At 61.2% G+C, this 15,407-nt stretch carries 17 protein-coding genes; 5 read left to right on the top strand and 12 right to left on the bottom strand.

What is annotated here, in order from left to right; translation table 11 throughout:
• Nucleotides 1-114 precede the first annotated feature (114 nt).
• Nucleotides 115-1,074 (top strand): LysR family transcriptional regulator, encoded by a 960-nt coding sequence (locus tag NKI31_RS12280; RefSeq protein WP_352651655.1) that lies wholly within the window; start codon nucleotides 115-117, stop codon nucleotides 1,072-1,074.
• On the opposite strand, the gene NKI31_RS12275 is transcribed toward NKI31_RS12280, so the two are convergent.
• The 4 genes from NKI31_RS12275 to NKI31_RS12260 all read right to left on the bottom strand — a co-directional run bounded on the left by NKI31_RS12275 (nucleotide 1,052) and on the right by NKI31_RS12260 (nucleotide 4,986).
• A complete protein-coding gene (locus NKI31_RS12275) occupies nucleotides 1,052-2,299 on the bottom strand; it encodes a type II toxin-antitoxin system HipA family toxin (protein WP_352651654.1) in 1,248 nt (415 codons plus the stop codon). The two genes, NKI31_RS12280 and NKI31_RS12275, sit on opposite strands and share 23 nt — an antisense overlap.
• Nucleotides 2,292-2,627, bottom strand: coding sequence for a helix-turn-helix domain-containing protein (locus NKI31_RS12270; protein ID WP_352651653.1), 336 nt, complete (start codon nucleotides 2,625-2,627; stop codon nucleotides 2,292-2,294). Before NKI31_RS12270 ends, NKI31_RS12275 begins: the two co-directional genes overlap by 8 nt.
• Nucleotides 2,628-3,052: 425 nt before the next feature.
• Complete coding sequence (locus NKI31_RS12265) at nucleotides 3,053-3,805, bottom strand: GntR family transcriptional regulator (protein WP_352651782.1); 753 nt, start codon at nucleotides 3,803-3,805, stop codon at nucleotides 3,053-3,055.
• Nucleotides 3,806-4,182: 377 nt separating this feature from the next.
• Nucleotides 4,183-4,986 carry an aspartate/glutamate racemase family protein gene (locus tag NKI31_RS12260; RefSeq protein ID WP_352651652.1) on the bottom strand — a complete coding sequence of 268 codons (804 nt, stop codon included), beginning with the start codon at nucleotides 4,984-4,986 and terminating at the stop codon, nucleotides 4,183-4,185.
• Nucleotides 4,987-5,426: 440 nt separating this feature from the next.
• On the opposite strand from NKI31_RS12260, the gene NKI31_RS12255 reads away from it, so the two are divergent.
• Nucleotides 5,427-6,104, top strand: coding sequence for an NAD(P)H-dependent oxidoreductase (locus NKI31_RS12255; protein ID WP_352651651.1), 678 nt, complete (start codon nucleotides 5,427-5,429; stop codon nucleotides 6,102-6,104).
• 10 nt (nucleotides 6,105-6,114) lie between these two features.
• Here the strand turns inward: NKI31_RS12255 and NKI31_RS12250 are convergent, their stop codons facing one another.
• From NKI31_RS12250 to NKI31_RS12215, 8 genes are read right to left on the bottom strand one after another with little or no spacing between them, the layout of a single operon-like run.
• Complete coding sequence (locus tag NKI31_RS12250; RefSeq protein ID WP_352651650.1) at nucleotides 6,115-6,411, bottom strand: hypothetical protein; 297 nt, start codon at nucleotides 6,409-6,411, stop codon at nucleotides 6,115-6,117.
• Nucleotides 6,408-7,553, bottom strand: coding sequence for a thiolase family protein (locus tag NKI31_RS12245; protein WP_352651649.1), 1,146 nt, complete (start codon nucleotides 7,551-7,553; stop codon nucleotides 6,408-6,410). Before NKI31_RS12245 ends, NKI31_RS12250 begins: the two co-directional genes overlap by 4 nt.
• Complete coding sequence (locus NKI31_RS12240) at nucleotides 7,550-9,202, bottom strand: ATP-dependent acyl-CoA ligase (RefSeq protein ID WP_352651648.1); 1,653 nt, start codon at nucleotides 9,200-9,202, stop codon at nucleotides 7,550-7,552. The genes NKI31_RS12245 and NKI31_RS12240 overlap by 4 nt, the downstream gene beginning before the upstream one ends.
• Nucleotides 9,203-9,262: 60 nt before the next feature.
• Nucleotides 9,263-9,688, bottom strand: a complete 426-nt coding sequence (locus NKI31_RS12235; RefSeq protein ID WP_352651647.1) for an organic hydroperoxide resistance protein — start codon at nucleotides 9,686-9,688, stop codon at nucleotides 9,263-9,265.
• Entirely contained in the window at nucleotides 9,678-9,896 is a 219-nt protein-coding gene (locus tag NKI31_RS12230) for a hypothetical protein (protein ID WP_352651646.1), read from the bottom strand. The genes NKI31_RS12235 and NKI31_RS12230 overlap by 11 nt, the downstream gene beginning before the upstream one ends.
• A gap of 9 nt (nucleotides 9,897-9,905) precedes the next feature.
• The gene (locus tag NKI31_RS12225) at nucleotides 9,906-10,079 is read right to left on the bottom strand and encodes a hypothetical protein (protein WP_352651645.1); all 174 of its coding nucleotides are present in this window, start codon (nucleotides 10,077-10,079) and stop codon (nucleotides 9,906-9,908) included.
• Nucleotides 10,076-11,551 (bottom strand): amidase, encoded by a 1,476-nt coding sequence (locus NKI31_RS12220; protein ID WP_352651644.1) that lies wholly within the window; start codon nucleotides 11,549-11,551, stop codon nucleotides 10,076-10,078. Before NKI31_RS12220 ends, NKI31_RS12225 begins: the two co-directional genes overlap by 4 nt.
• Nucleotides 11,548-11,730 carry a hypothetical protein gene (locus NKI31_RS12215; protein ID WP_352651643.1) on the bottom strand — a complete coding sequence of 61 codons (183 nt, stop codon included), beginning with the start codon at nucleotides 11,728-11,730 and terminating at the stop codon, nucleotides 11,548-11,550. The genes NKI31_RS12220 and NKI31_RS12215 overlap by 4 nt, the downstream gene beginning before the upstream one ends.
• 198 nt (nucleotides 11,731-11,928) lie before the next feature.
• Here NKI31_RS12215 and NKI31_RS12210 point away from each other — a divergent pair, with 198 nt between their 5' ends.
• From NKI31_RS12210 to NKI31_RS12200, 3 genes are all read left to right on the top strand, one after another.
• Nucleotides 11,929-13,452, top strand: a complete 1,524-nt coding sequence (locus NKI31_RS12210; RefSeq protein WP_352651642.1) for an ABC transporter substrate-binding protein — start codon at nucleotides 11,929-11,931, stop codon at nucleotides 13,450-13,452.
• 28 nt (nucleotides 13,453-13,480) lie between these two features.
• Complete coding sequence (locus NKI31_RS12205; RefSeq protein ID WP_352651641.1) at nucleotides 13,481-14,497, top strand: ABC transporter permease; 1,017 nt, start codon at nucleotides 13,481-13,483, stop codon at nucleotides 14,495-14,497.
• 92 nt (nucleotides 14,498-14,589) lie between these two features.
• A complete protein-coding gene (locus NKI31_RS12200; RefSeq protein WP_352651640.1) occupies nucleotides 14,590-15,402 on the top strand; it encodes an ABC transporter permease in 813 nt (270 codons plus the stop codon).
• The last annotated feature ends 5 nt before the right edge of the window (nucleotides 15,403-15,407 follow it).

Below are 15,407 nucleotides of genomic sequence, written 5' to 3'. Positions count from 1 at the left end.
CGCTTCGATGGAATGTAGAGATCCGGCCTGGCGCCGCCTCATTTTCGATGATGCTCCGATCGAACTGTGGGGAGCAGGGTGTGTCCGTCACGAAGGCCCCAAAGCTCAAACGACATGACGCGCAATGGCAACGCAATCCAGTTACTGACCTACGCCTTTGCGGCCATGGATCACGGCAGCCTGCGTCAGGCGGCAAGAGCGCTCAGGGTCCAGGAGTCCTCGGTCAGTCGCAATGTGGTCAAGCTCGAACAGCTCCTGGACATGCAGTTGTTCGAGCGAAGCGTGCGCGGCGTTTGCCTGACCGAGACTGGCCGCGTCTGGATCGAAATCGTGCGGGCTCATTACGAAGGCCTGCTGGATGCGTTTGCCGAACACGTGCGCGACAACAAGGATGCCAAGACGCTGAGGATTGGCTTATGCTGGGTAACAGGAGGCGAGTTCCTCAAGCGTCTCATCGACCGGTTCAATAAACTCTATCCGGGCGTCAGGGTGACCATCGAGGATGTTCCAGCCAGACAGCGCCTGGCTGCCATACGTCGCCGGCGTTTCGACATCGTGTTCACGCACGACATCGGCGCCGACAACACCTGCAGCAGCGAACTGTTTTGGCAGGAGCGTCTTTTCGTGCTTCTGCCGGCTAACCACGCACTGGTTGACAAGCCAGCTCTCGGTTGGCCCGACCTTGCGGATATGTGCCTGCTCGTTCCGGTCGGGCTGGATGGGCCGCCATTGGATCTGTGGCTGCTCGAACGGATCGCGGCAGATGGCGGCCCGTCCTTTCAAACGTCTTGTGCCAACCAGGCAACCGTCATCTTCAAGGTGCAGCTCGGCCAGGGTGTCGCTCTGGCAGAAGAGAGCTATGCCCGGACAGTCGCCACCGAATCTGCCATCTGGAAGCCGCTCGAAGGTCAGCACAGCGTCAGCTCAATCCGGGGCCTGTGGCTCGGATCGAATCCAAAGCGAGCGGTCCTGCGTCTCGTCGGGCTCGCCAAGAACATGGCGGCCGCAGGCCAAGCGATCGGGCACGCTAAGGCGGCCAGGGATGGGCTCCTTAGAGCACCAGCGCCCTGTTGAGGTCATCATGCTCGAAGGCGCTCGCCATGCGGCCGATCTCGGCCGGCCGGGCGCCTGCCGCTCTGGCAACGTCGCGCCAGCTGGACGTCACGGTGGCGACCTCCTTGATGATCGCCCGCGCCTGCGCGAGCGTCAGCGCAAAGAATTCGGAGGCTGCCTCCAGCAGATCAAGCGAACAGGTGCCTTCATCGAGATCGATGCTGGTCGTCAGAACCCGCGGCTTGAGATCGGTCGGTACCGGATTAAGGTCATAGGCAGGCGAAAGCGACCATCCTGCCTGTCCCAGCCAGAGAAAGCCATGGTTGCGCAGGTGGTCATCGACATTGGAAATCAGCACGCTGAAGACGACACGACGATAAAGCGCGTGCGCGTCTGTCTTTGCCTGCGCGCCGTGCTGCGTGAGCGTGTCGACCATTTCCGGATAGCTGCCGCGCTCACCGTCCCTTGCGCCCATCATCGCCATCGCGGATAGGAACGGGATGCGGGTCGCGCCGTCGCGATCGAAACGTGTCGACAGGATCACCGGCTTGCCGGCGACTTCGATCAGTTCGTGCCGCGGCGTGGCGATGCCGGCCCGGCCGGCCAGGCTTAACGCGATCTCCTCCCAGGTCTCGATGCTGTATTCGTCCGTCTCCTTGGGGAACTTGGCGATTGCAAGCTGGCCATGCTGGTCAATGACTGACGCTTTCGGCCGCGCGCCACCCAAAGAGGAGCCCGGTGCGAAGATCATCTGCAGATCCTCGTCCGTTTCCTCGTCGCGCAGAATGCGTTCCGTGATCTGCAGCAGCCGGCCGAGCGCGATGAGGGCAGGGACGCCGTCTCGGATCGGCGCCTGATAGACCTCGCCACCGACCAGGCGGAACCGCAGGGCGCCAAGCCTTGTCTGATCCGCCACGCCGAGAAGGTAATCGCTCTCGACCAAGGTGCGAACCGCGCGTTTCTCGCGTTCGGCCAGACGCCGCTCGGAGCGCTGCATGAGGCGTCGACCCCAGGTGTCAGGCGCGGAGTCGCCGATGGAGCCGAACGTGGCGAGCCCGGCAGCAGGAGCAAAGGGGCCTCGCGTCAGTGCCAGAGCCGGCTCCAGAGAGAACCGGTTCGGATCCTGCAGCCATGCGTTGTCATACTCAAACAGGATTGTCTCCGCACCGCGAACGCGATTGCTCATCGCCAGTCCGACGAGGCGTGTGCGGCCACCAAGATCAATATGGACCTCGAAGTCAGCCATCGCGAGGCGTCCGCGTCGACCGCCTGAGGTGGACATGCCTGGGCAATTCGGCGGTGGCCAGCGTCTGTCCAACATGGTCTTTGCCGATATCTGCGATCTGTCCCAACCCTTCGAGCAGGCCAAGTGCTTGCAGGACGGCGGCGTATATCCCGATGCTGACGCTCGTGTCGCCAGCCTCGACCCGCTGCAAGGTCGAGCGGGAGGTGAAGGCGCGCTCGGCCATCACCGCCATCGGAAGCCGGCGCCGGCGCCGGGCGTCATGGATATCGGCGCCGAGCTTGCGCAGGGCGCGTCTTACGGCGGCCGGCGGATTGTGAGGAGTAGGCATTTGTCACCTTCGTGATACAGATCAAGCCATTATGTAGCACGAAGATGACAAATGTTCTAGACAGAATGCCATAACGCGCGCGCGCGGCAACGCAGACGACGGCCTTGGTCATCGGCGCCAGCCGGAACACCCGTCGTCCCAGGTCGGTCGACCAGCCTCGCGATCGGCATGACCAGCAGCTTGAATATGAATGTTGCCGAACCGCCGAAGACCTACGAGGAGCTCATCCGCCTGTGCATGATTCTCGGCGCGCCGGGCCCATCCCTTGTACACAATGATCCGAGAGTGGGCTTGGTATGAAAAAGTTTGCTGCGCGAGCCGCCCAAGGGAGCGACCGCGCAGGTTACTTCGACTTTGTTGACCAAGGCTGACCAAGCAGACACTGCCCGAGCCTTTCGCACGGTGAGAAAAACAAGGCAAACCACCTAGGGAGTAACGGTGCCCCGAAAGGCACCCGGCGACATCTTCTGGACATGCTCCAGCCGCTCACGCAGCGCCAGTATGTGCTCATGCATCCTCTGGGCAGCTTTGTCCCCATCGCCCGCAATGACGGCCTTGGCAATGCTGGCATGCTGCTTGTTTGATGCCGGTACATCTATCGTCTGCCAGAGATTGAGGTACCAAAATCGCGTCGATCGCTCATGCAACCGCCGCGCAAAATCGCTGAGCACATCATTGCCGGAAAGCTCTGCAAGCTGACGGTGAAATCGCCGATCGTTGGTGGTAAAAGCAGCGATGTCTGGCGGGACCTGGTTCGGGTCGGTGGCGACGGCGACCGCGCGGAGCTCTTCCAATGCCGAAGCCTCAACCTCGCCGGCCTTGACCCGATAGGCAGCCCCGCGCGCGATGTCAGGTTCAACCGTAAGGCGGGAGTCGAGAATCTTGATGATCTCGCTCAAACTGTCGGGCTGAACAATTATCCCCTTGCGCGGCAATATCTCCACCATGCCTTCAAGATGGAGGCGCTGCAGTGCCTGATGGACCGGCGTGCGACCCAGTGCGAGCTGCCCGCAGATGGCAGCCTCATTCAGATACTGGCCCGGCAGGAAGTGAAGTGTAATAATCTTTTCTTTGATCCTCTCATAGGCCTGCGTGACGAGAGGCACTGTCTTGGGAGCCGCAATTTTGGACGAATTCGCCGTATCGCGACTCTTCTTTTGGATGGGTTTTTTTGGCATGGCCAAGTTTGATCGTTCCTAAAGGACGCCAGAGGCTCTGTTGCTACCTTGCGCCACCAGCGATGCGTTCGTTCGCGAAAATCTCTGATGAAATATCTGGCATATTGCCTTTCCGCAAGTCGTTGGGGACGTTGTACCGGACAACAGATCGGCCCTTTCGCGAGCACCTGCTTTTCATTCCTCGCCTACGGAACGCTTCGCGCCATGTTCCGATCGACATTGCCGCAGCCTTGTCGGCTCCTTGGCGGCTCGGCCACCCCTTGCCATCTGCCGCGGTGCTGGCGTCTGGTGGCGGCTTCCGATGAGTCCGCGCGGCCGTGCAAGCCGCCAAGAATACCCGGAGCTATTGCCAGCAAACATGGGAACGATAGGCGATGTCAGACTCTGGCTTTGGCCGGCTTCGACCGCCCATTCGCGACAAAAGACTGGAAGTCGGCCTTGGCAGTCTCCGTCGCCAAGGCGAAGCTCGGCCCGCGGTTCGGTTCGAGCCCGTTGAGTCGCCGAAGCTGAATCCACATCTCGGCGCTCTTAAGTGCCACCGCTGCGCAGTTAACGACCGGCGCATTCGCGACAGTGTAGCCATGCTCGCTGCTGAGCAGCAGTCCGGGCAGAACGCCTGCGGGTAAAATGACATCGGCGCCGCGTTCGACCATGGGCTTTGCGCAGGCATGGAAATCGCGCAGCATCCGCTCCTTGGCCTCGGCGTCGCCCTCGAACGCCGCGGCAAAATCTTGCGGCCGACAGTCCATTCCGACAACATCGGCTATGCGTAACCCAAGCCCATAGCGCTCGGCCTGTTCATAGTGCCAGTTGGTGAAATGCGCGTGCAAGGTAACGAGGCCGATGCGTCTGCCCAGCTGTGACGCAACCAGCATGGTTGCTTCTCCGACGCCTATGACAGGAATGCGCACAGCCGAACGAAGCTCGTAGAGCCCAGGGTCCTGGAAATGACCCAATACGTAGGCGTCGTAGCCGGCTGCTTCCGCCTCAAGCCCGTTGTCGACCGCCATGATGGCGCAACGAAACTCACTCAACCGGCCAAAATCCCGGTCGGGTGGACTGATACCCTGCACATCGACCGTCACCCCCGGTGACGCAATGTCATTGAGATAGGTCGCGAGCCGGGCGAGATAAGCGGCGCTTGTGGTCTCGTCGAGAAAGCTCTGCCAGAAGATTCGCACACCGGGCTCCAAACAGGCTCAGCCATGGAAATGATTGGCGAGAGGCTTGGCTGAATGGACTGCCTTCGGCTCGCCGAGTCTGTTGACGTCATGCCACGGGTTGCGCGCCTCAAAGTTTCTTGCCGACCTCCTGGGTCGCGCCGAAGCGCCGGCCGGGCTCTCCCAACCCCGCAACTAACTGGCATTGAGCGTGCAGCTCAAACGAACTGATCGATCACATGATATATCTTGTGATCCTATATTCAAGCACTTGCATTGCTGGCTTCCCGGACAACAGCCCTGCAACAGTCGCGGGTGCCTTAGCCGATCGCACTTGATTTAAAAATCATCTGAAATATCATGTGATTCAACTCAAGATGACCGTGCCTGCGTCCGGGTCACTGTCGAGACCCACCCCGTGAGGGCGTGGATGCACAATCGCCAACGACTGGAAGCCCATCATGCTCTTTGAACCGACAGAGGTATCATTCAAGGCGTCGACCGCCCTGCGCGCCGCTCTCGCATGGCGCTATGCCACCAAAGCCTACAACCCGCAAAGACAGATTCCGGCCGACAAACTACAGTGCATCCTCGACGCGATCTGGATGGCGCCCTCATCAAGCGGCCTGCAACAGTTCGAGGTGCTCATCATCAACAATCGCGAGTTGCGCGCGAAACTGAGGCCGGCGACGAGGGACCAGCGCCAGATCGAGGAATGTTCCCATCTTCTGGTGTTCGCTGCCTGGGATACGTATACGCCCGAGCGCATCAACAAAGTCTATGACCATATGCTGAAGGTCAGGGCCGTGGAGCCTAGCGAAGGGTTCCTTGCCTACCGCAATGGCCTTTTGGAGAGGTATCCGCCGCGCAACCCGCAAGTGAACTTCGAGCATGCCGCACGGCAAAGCTATGTCGCGCTTGGCTTCGGACTTGTGGCGGCAGCACTGGAGGGGGTGGACAGTACGCCGATTGAGGGCTTTGACCCGAGCGAGTACGACACCATTCTCGGGCTTGCCGCGCTTGGGCTTCGTTCGGCTGTCGTCATGTGCCTTGGTTACCGCAACGCTGATGACGACTGGCTTGTTGACTTGAAGAAGGTCCGCACACCCAAGGAGCAGTTCTTTCGCGCGATAGACTGATTACCGATCGTCAGACGCAAGCCCAGACCGCGTCGCCGACAAGGCTCAGGCGAAGCCACTGACCGGGCCGCGCCTTGATCTCCATGCGCGCTAGGACGAGGGTCTTGGGATCGGTCTCCAGCAAACCGAGCAGCTTGGCGTCACCAGTGCGGCCGCCGACGCGATAACAGATGTCGGTCGCCGCGATGAGTTTTCCGCCCTCCACACAGGCATGTGAGAAGCTGGCCCCCGCGCAACTGGCACATAGCAACATGTCGGGAAAGTGTGCGTGGCCGCAGGCGACGCAGATTTGGATCTGAACACTCATGCCCCGCTTTCCAAAATCACTGCATTGGCGCAAAGACAGTATCGGTATTCCATCATGCCGTAGCCGGAAACGAGCGCTCGCCGCGCTCCTGCCACCTGGCGATCGCCACCGCGGCCGGCGAGTTGGGTCACGGCCTCGACGAGGCCGTGTAATCCGCCCGCCGCGCCTGGCTGTCCGGCGGAGAGTTGGCCACCTGACGTGTTCACCGGCAATGCGTGCGTCGCGATCCGATCTTTGATGAAGTCGCGCAATGGCACGTCGCGCACGAAGCCGAGATCGCGCAGCTGCACCATCACCATTACCGGGTAGTCGTCATAGCATTGCACAACGTCAATGTCGGACGGCTCAAGGCCGGATTCGGCCCAGAGTTCAGGCGCTATGACCGAGAGACCAGTGGTCAATCCGTTGCCTTCGTGCCGATCGAAATTGTGCAATGCCTTCAGCGAACGCACTTTGACGGACGGTATACCACGCAGCAGGCCTTCGCGGCTGACTAGGATAGCCTCGGCACCCGAGACAACGGGGACACAATCGAACACGCTCAAGGGACCGGCCACACGCTTGGCCGAGCGATAGACATCCATTGCAAGGGGCTGGCGATAGGCAGCACGGGGATTTCCTGCTGCCCATTGGCGTTGCGCGATGCAGAGTGTACCGAAATCGGACCGTTCGAGCCCATCGCGATCCATCATCTGCGACGTCAGGATCGCAAACAGGCTGTTGGGGCCACTGAACTGGAGCGGCGAGAGATGGTCGCGCACCGTCCTGCTGTAATTGTTGTTGAGGTCGACGAAGTCCGCGCCACTGAAGTGATCGGCGGCCAGGATTGCGATCGCGTTCGCATCGCCGCTCTCCACTGCACGAATTGCGTGCTGGAGCATGTTGAGACCGCTGGCGCCACCATTCTGGTCGTCCATGATCCAGCGCGGCCGCAGACCAAACCGCCAGGCTATGTCGATTGCCTTGTCGGGTCGCAGCGTGAACGAACTGATCGCCAGACCGTCAATCTGGTCGCGGATGAGCCCGGTCTGCCCCAGAAGCGCCAGAAGGACATCACGCAGCAAAAGACCCGTAGTCACGCCCTCGGGGCGACGTTGATAGGGCAGTCCGGTCGCGCCCGAGATCACGGCTTTCTGCCTCATCGTTTGACCGTCACACCGGCCTGTTCCCGGTCCCAGGTGGTGGACGTTATCCCTGTCTCGCGAAGCTTGAATTTCTGCACCTTGCCGTTTTCGGTTCGCGGCAGGTCGGCAACGATGTCGATGAAGCGCGGAACGGCGAAGTAAGGCAACTGGACCTCGCAGTGGCGGATGAGATCCACCGGATCGAGGACAAGACCGCTCCTGGCTATGATAGCCACCATGACTTCGTCCTCGGCAAGTTCCGATGAAACGGGAAACGCCGCGACCATCGATACGGCGGGATGCGACAGCACGGCCTGCTCGACCTCATAGGAGGAAATATTCTCACCGCGCCGGCGTATGGTGTCCTTTATGCGATCGACGAAGCGGTAGTAGCCATCTGGCTCTCGCACGACACGGTCGCCAGTGTGCAGCCACAGATTTTGCCAGGCCTCCAGAGTCTTGTCGGGCATCGCGAAGTAGCCGGACGCGAACGCATAGGGCTGGTCGGCGCGCAGGATGAGTTCGCCCGGCATCCCATCGGCAAGCTCGTGGTCGTACTCGTCGACGACGCGAGCCTCAAAGCCGTCCGACAAGCGGCCCATGCACCCTGGTCTGAGCGTTTCCAGCGTGGTTCCGATCACTGCATTGCTTTCCGTCGAACCGAAGCCGTCCAGCGGTACGATGCCGGTCCGTTGCGTGAACTCCGTGTGAAAAGTGCCTGGCACGCCTGGCGTGAGCGCAACCCGGACATCGTGATCCCGTTCCTCCGGGCGACGCGGCTGGGACATCAGCATCGGCACCATTGCGCCCAACAGATAGGTGACTGTGGCGTTCGAGGCCCGTAGCCTGGTCCAGAACCGCGACACCGAAAACCGGGTGTCAGTGACCTGGGTAGCGCCATTGAGAAGCGCCTGGAAAAAGCAGTTTAAGGCGTTGGTGTGAAAAAGCGGCAGACTGGTGTGGAGGACATCGCCTTCGCGGATGCCGAGCTGCCGTCCGGTATGGATGGCCCACCAAAAGTACTGGCCATGAGGGCAGCAAACACCTTTCGACAGCCCCGTCGTTCCAGATGTATAGAGGATCGCCAGCAGGTCCGACATGCGCACGTCAGCCGCCTTGATCGGTCCGGCCGCTGGCGGCAGCGGATCGACGCCTGGTGGCAAATCGCGGGAGCCTGTGGCGCCAATCGCGAACACGCGCTCCAAAGCCAGGGCTTGCCTGTCGATCGTGTCCAGCGACCCGAGCAATTCGGCCTCGATGCACAGCATCTTGGCGCCCGAATTGCTGAGGATGTGCCGGAGCTGGAAGCCGCGCGACGCGATGTTGATGGGGATAAGTGTGGCGCCAAGCCAGGCTGCGCCCCACGTCAATTCCATGAATTCCGGCCGGTTGCCGCAAAGCACGCCCAGCCGATCGCCCCTTGAGAGCCCGTTTGCGGCAAGCATGCCAGCCCAACAGGCGGCCAGGTCAGGGGCCTGCTGAAAGGTTATCGTGCGCCCGTCGGCGATGAACAGCGTCCTGCCTCCGAACCGTTTGGCCTGATGCTCAAGCAGCGCCGGCAGGGTGCGCAACCGGGGGCCAAAATGGTCCACGAGCCAGGTCTGGCGCGCCCTCGCGGCGCCGCAATAGGCTTCTGCCCCCTCCGGAAATCGGTCGGCAGGAATCATGCTCTAGCCTTCATGCAAGTCGAAATTTGTCGTCGGTCCATTTGGCCAGCCGCAGCTTGGCTACATGACCACGAGTTCGACATCGATGTTGCCGCGCGTCGCGTTGGAATAGGGACAGCGTTGATGTGCCGCCTCGACGATCTCCACCGCGAGGTCACGATCGACGCCCGGCATGGCAACTTCAAGCCTGGCGGCGAGGGCATAGCCGATCTCGATGGGTCCAATGCCGATCGTCGCGGTTACCGATACAGTCTCCGGCAGCGCAGTCTTCATGCTGCGGGCGACGAACCTGACCGCACCGAGAAAGCAAGCCGCATATCCAGAGGCGAACAGCTTTTCAGGATTGGTTCCATCTCCACCTGAGCCGCCCATGGATTTTGGCAAGGACAGCTTCATCGGCTCATCAAGGCCAGGGCCAGTGACGTATCCTTCGCGGCCGCCGGTTGCGGTCATGCCGATCTCGTAGAGAATCTTCTCAGGCTTCATCTGTCCTCCTGGATTCGGTCTCCTGTCCGCGGGAAGCCATGCCGACGAAACTCAGGCCGCAAGCCGAGACCGTCGGCAGCATCCCACTATCGACGATCACCAATGCACCTTTGTCGACCATAGATAAATATTGTGATATTTCAACTGAAACTTTTTGAGTTGAAATCGCGCTCGCCGTGTTAAATGCCGGGCCTGTTTCGAACGTCATCGCGTCACTTCAGGCGACTTCAATGCGCGTCTCGCTTCCAAGGTTCTTTGGCAATGCACTTCCGATACCCAATTGCTGCCGTCCAATGATCGATCGGTCGGCATTCATCAGCCAAATGGCCGCGGCAGTGGCGGTTTCGGCCATGCCGGTGCGGGTGGAATCCGGGCACGCCGAACCGGTCAAAACATTGAGGGGTTCCAAGCCGCTTTAATGCCGGCGGCTTGCAGGGTCTTGTCGGGTGTCGGCCATATCCTCCATCTGTCGGAACCGGTCACATCCTCGATGGCGCGGCCGATGCCCAGGATTGTCGCCTCGTCGAAAAACCGTCCCACGATCTGGAGCGATATCGGCAGGCCATTGGCCGCCACGCCCGATGGCACCGCCAGCGCTGGGTGGCCGGTGAGGTTGAAGGGAATTGTGCGCATCGGCCAGTCGCCTGGATTGACCCCATCGGGCGCATAGGGTCGGCCAGCCGTTCCCAGCGAGCAGGTGGTCACGATGGCGTCGTGGCGGACAAGCACGTCGTTGAGCTTGTCCGTCAGCCGTTCGCGCAATTGCCTGGCGACGGCCAGATCGTCCTGTGTGACAAAGGCCCCGAGCGGCAGGCGCTGGCGAAGGGTCGCGCCGAATTTCCGGAAGTCAGAGGCAATTCGAGCGCGATGGAGTGCGAAGGCCTCCGAAAGCAAAATGAGATGAGCGCAAGCGGAAAAGGTGCTGTATTCGGGCAACTCGACATGCGCGATCTCGGCGCCTGCGCGCGCGAGAGCATCAAGCGCGGCCATGATGCCTCGCCGCGTCTGTTCTTCCACGGAAGGGTCGTGGAGGTAGTTGGCCGCCACTGCTATCTTCAAGCCCGCAACGTCACCCGATATCGGGTGACGGAAAATCGGCATTGGCCTTGCGACCGTCTTGCCGTCACGTTGATCCAGGCCGTGAACCGCCCACAATGCGAGCGCCGCGTCGTCCACGCTCTTCGCCAGCGGTCCGCATGTATCGAGCGTCGGAGACAGCGGGAACACGCCCGCGGCGCTTAGGCGTCCAGCAGTAGGCTTGAGGCCTGTGACACCGCACCAGGCGGCCGGACAACGAATGGAGCCGCCAGTATCCGTACCGAAGGCGACCCGCAACAGCCCCGCTGCAACGGCTGCGCCGGATCCGGAGGAGGAGCCACCCGTATCGTAGCCCAGATCCCAGGGATTTCGTGCCGCCGGGAAAGGCAGGTCGTTCTGCGGATCGCCAAACGCGAACTCATAGGTGGCGAGCTTGCCGACGATGATGGCGCCACCGTCGCGCAGGCGTTCGGCGATCGTGCTGTCGAGCAATGCGACATGATCGAGGCGGTGAAAGGAAGAGCAGGTGGTGGTCATTCCCTTCACGTCGTAGATATCCTTCAGGGCGATTGGAATCCCGTGGAAAGGACCGAGGTCGAGCCCGCGTGCAAGCTCGTCGTCCGCGCGTGCGGCGTCAGCCAACGCCGTTGGCGACAGGCAGGTGAAGGCACGAATTGCGGGGTTCGAGCGGGCGATGTTCTCCAGGGTCGCCGCCGTCAACTCACGGGCGGTGAAGTCGCCACGCCGGAAAGCTGCCGCCATCTCTCGCACCGGCATCGCCCCCGTGGCGGCCTGATTCAACAGTGTCCTCGTTGCTTTGCTCATGGGTTTTTTCCTCCGCAATGCGCCTCTGCATCCAGTTGACGCAACGCGTCCCGCACGTCTGCCCGCATGCGGTCGAGGTCCGCCAAGGCATGTCGGAATGCATCCATCTCCGTCGGATCGAGATTGGCTCCGATTGCCGCGAGCAGATGCTCGACTTCCCCCTGCCACCGCTCGTCCATCACCCATCTCCTGGTCCCAAAAGACGCCTTGCCCGCACAGAGATATATTTTGTAATATTTTAGTTGACACAGCAAGAGCCGGTGGTGTTTGTTGGGCTCAACAAGAGCCTTTGCGTGTGTGGGGCATGCGGAAAACAGGCAATGGGAGCTGCCGCACAGCAGAGGCTTCGGGATTTGGTCTTTTGGCAGGAGCGTGCGATGTCAGTTCAACGCAGGGATTTTCTGCTGGGTTCGGTGGCAGTCCTGACGCTTGGCGGCGTCACCACCAATATTTGGGCCCAGGACAAGCGCGCGAGCCTGGGCATCGCGTATCCGATCGACGTCCAGTCCTGGGATCCGACATCGGTCACCAGCCCCGCGTTGCAGTCGATCTACAAGACCGTTTTCGACAGCCCGATGATCGTCGACCGCGACGGCAAGATCGCGCCGCGTCAGTTCCTATCGTGGGAATGGGCAAATGACGACATGACCCAGTTGAAGGTGAAGCTTCGCGAAGGTCTCAAGTTCCATGACGACACCCCGCTGACGACGGCCGATTTCAAATATTCCTTCGAAACGCGGCTCGCTCAAAACAAGACCATCGTGCTGCGTGGCATGATCCCCGACCTGACGACCGTCGACATCTCTTCCGCCACCGATTGCATCGTGAATTTTCGCAAGCCGGCGCCGACGGTGGTGCCATACTTCGCGTTCCTGGGTGCCTATATCCTGCCCAAGGTGGTGATAGAGCGCGACGGGCTTGAAAGCTTCCTGGCCAAGCCGATCGGAGCCGGACCTTACAGGATCAAGGACTACCAGCGCGGATCGCGGCTTCTGCTTGAGGCGATGAACGAGTTCTGGGATGGCACGCCGGCTATTCCTTCAGTGTTTTTCCAGATTCTCTCCGAGCCTGCCACGCGCGTCGCTGCGCTTGAGTCAGGCGAGGTCGATATGGCGCTGCAGGTGCCCATCCGTGAGGCGACGCGCTTGCAGAGCGGATCGAAATTCAAGGTCGATATCTTCCCGATTGCGGAACTCTACATCCTGCAGATCCCGAGTCACGTCGACATCTACAAGGACGACAACGTCCGGCGCGCCATGCATCTGGCGATCGACAAAAAGGCCCTCTCCAAGGCGTTCTACGCCGGGGTGGCGCCGGCGATCTCGGTGCTGTCGCCGCCCGGAACGCTCGGCGACGTGCCGGATTTCGTCGTCCCCCACGATCCGGCCGCCGCCAGCGAAGCGCTCGCAAAATCGGGCTACAGCCCGGAAAAGCCTGCAAAGATCAGATTGCTGACAACAAACGGCACATTCCCCGGAGACTACGAAGTTGCGCGCGCCATCAGCGCGATGTGGCGGGCCGTTGGCATCGAGGCGACGATCGATGAAATCACCGTGGCGAAGTATTTCGAGCTCAACCACAACCACAAACTGCCGGGCGTAACACTCTACAGCTGGGGCAATGCGACACAGGATCCTGAAAATTATGCGGGTCGGCTTCTGGATCCGCGGCTGCCGTTCTCGGCATGGAAGGACGACGCCGTAACCGCCGAAGTCGAGGCGCTGCTGCGCGAACCGGACGAGGCCAAGCGCATCGCCGGCTACCGGGCCCTCAACCGCAAGGCATCAGAGAACAACTGGTGCATTCCGCTGCTGCAGGCGGTGATGACCGTCGCCTACAAATCCGACATCAAGTTCACACCGCATCCGGCCAGCTACGTTTTGCCGGCGGAAATGTCCTGACACGAAAACGCAGCCAAGGGTCGGCGCGGTGCAAGGAATAATCAGGACCTTCATCCTCAGGCTGATCGGTCTGCCATTCACGATGCTGCTTTTGTCGGTGTGCGTGTTCGTGGTCCTGCGGCTGTTGCCGTCCGACCCGCTGAGCATGATGATACCACCGACGGCGACCGCGGCCGATGTGGAAAACATCCGCACCGCCCTTGGCTTCAACCGGCCTATCCCCGTGCAGTATCTGACCTGGCTCCAGGCCGCCCTTCATGGCGATCTCGGTCAGTCGATAGCCTTGAAGGCAGGGGTGTCGCAGCTTGCCCTGAACGCCTTGCCCGCGACAGTCGAACTGGCCCTGACGGCGCTGGTTTTGTCGATTGCGATCAGTCTGCCGCTGGCTGTCTTGTATTTCAGGGCCCGCGCATGGCGCGCGATCGCGTTGAGCCTGGACGTCCTGTTCGATTTCATGATGTCGGTTCCGGCCTTCCTCTGGGCGATCGCATTGATCCTCATCTTTGGTGTCTTCTTCAACCTGTTGCCAACCGCAGGCCGGTATGGCTCGGAATTTACCGCACCCGGCCCGACCGGGTTGGTCCTGCTCGACTTTCTCGTGCACGCCGACTGGCCCGGGCTGCGCGATGCAATGTCGCATCTGGTTCTCCCGGCCTCTGCACTGGCGCTCGGCTTCACGCCGCTTGTAGTGCGCGTCATCCGCGGTGCGCTCATCGAGGTTGATACCGCGCCCTTTGCCGAGACGGCACGCCAAAGGGGGTATTCCGAAAGCCGGGTGATCTGGCGTCATCTGCTTCCCAACGCGGCCCCAGCCACGATCGCCATCATCGGCACCCAGTTTGGCTTCCTGTTGGGAGCCACCGTCCTGGTTGAAAGTCTGTTCTCATTGCCGGGCCTGGGGAACCTCATGGTGCAGGCGGTGAAGAACAATGATCTGCCACTGGTCCAGGGGCTGGCCATTGTCTTCTGCGCCTTCACGTTGGTGATCAACGTGCTGGCCGATGTCGCGCTTGTCATCTTCAATCCGAAGGCCCGGACGCAATGAGCATTGGACATGTCGACGGTCTGGCAGTCGGTACCAACCCGGGAGCGCCACCCGCCGGGACAGGATCGCACCGCAAACGCGTGCCGGCGAAGTTGGTCGCCGGCGCGGCGATCGTGACCTGCCTTGTCATGGTCGCGCTGTCCGCGCCGATGATTGCCCCCCATGACGTCAATGCGATGGACCTGATCAACACGTTGCTGCCGCCGAGCTGGATGGCTGGCGGGGATCCGGCCTTTCCACTTGGAACCGACAGTCTGGGACGCTGCATCCTGTCACAGCTGATCTATGGCGCGCGTCTCGCCTTGACGGTTGCCGTGGTGGCGTCCATTGGCGCCGCCCTGATCGGTGTCACGATCGCTGTCGTGTCGGGCTATTTCGGCGGGCGGACGGACCGGATTCTCACCCAGGTGGTCGATCTCTGGATGTCGTTCCCGCCGGTTGTTCTCGCGCTGACCCTGATGGTCGGGCTTGGGACCGGTGTGATCAACGTCATACTGGCAATCCTGCTTGTCGACTGGACCCGCTTCTGTCGCGTCGGCCGCGCCGAGGTGATCCGGATCCGCAGCCAGGACTATGTCAGCGCGGCGCGTCTATTGGGGTTTTCCCACCTCAGAACCATCTTCAGGGAAGTGTTGCCGGCGCTTCTTCCAATGGTGTTGACCCTGACGGCATTGGAGATGGGAACTGCGATCGTCGTGGAGGCGATCCTCGGCTTCGTCGGCTTGAGCGTGCCTGCCGGAACTGCATCCTGGGGCGTTTTGATCGCCGACGCGCGCTCCTACCTTTACCAGTCTCCGACCGCGATGATCTTCCCGGTCATGGCGATCATCGTGTCGGTGATGGGATTCAATCTGCTGGGCGATGGACTCAAGGATTGGTTCGCCACGCCGGCTCGAACCGCATGACGAAT

Origin of the sequence: Mesorhizobium sp. M0659, assembly GCF_040320605.1 — a bacterium.
Lineage (GTDB): Bacteria > Pseudomonadota > Alphaproteobacteria > Rhizobiales > Rhizobiaceae > Mesorhizobium.
Note: the sequence above shows the minus strand (reverse complement) of the source record. Positions and strands in the feature narration are given on the sequence as shown.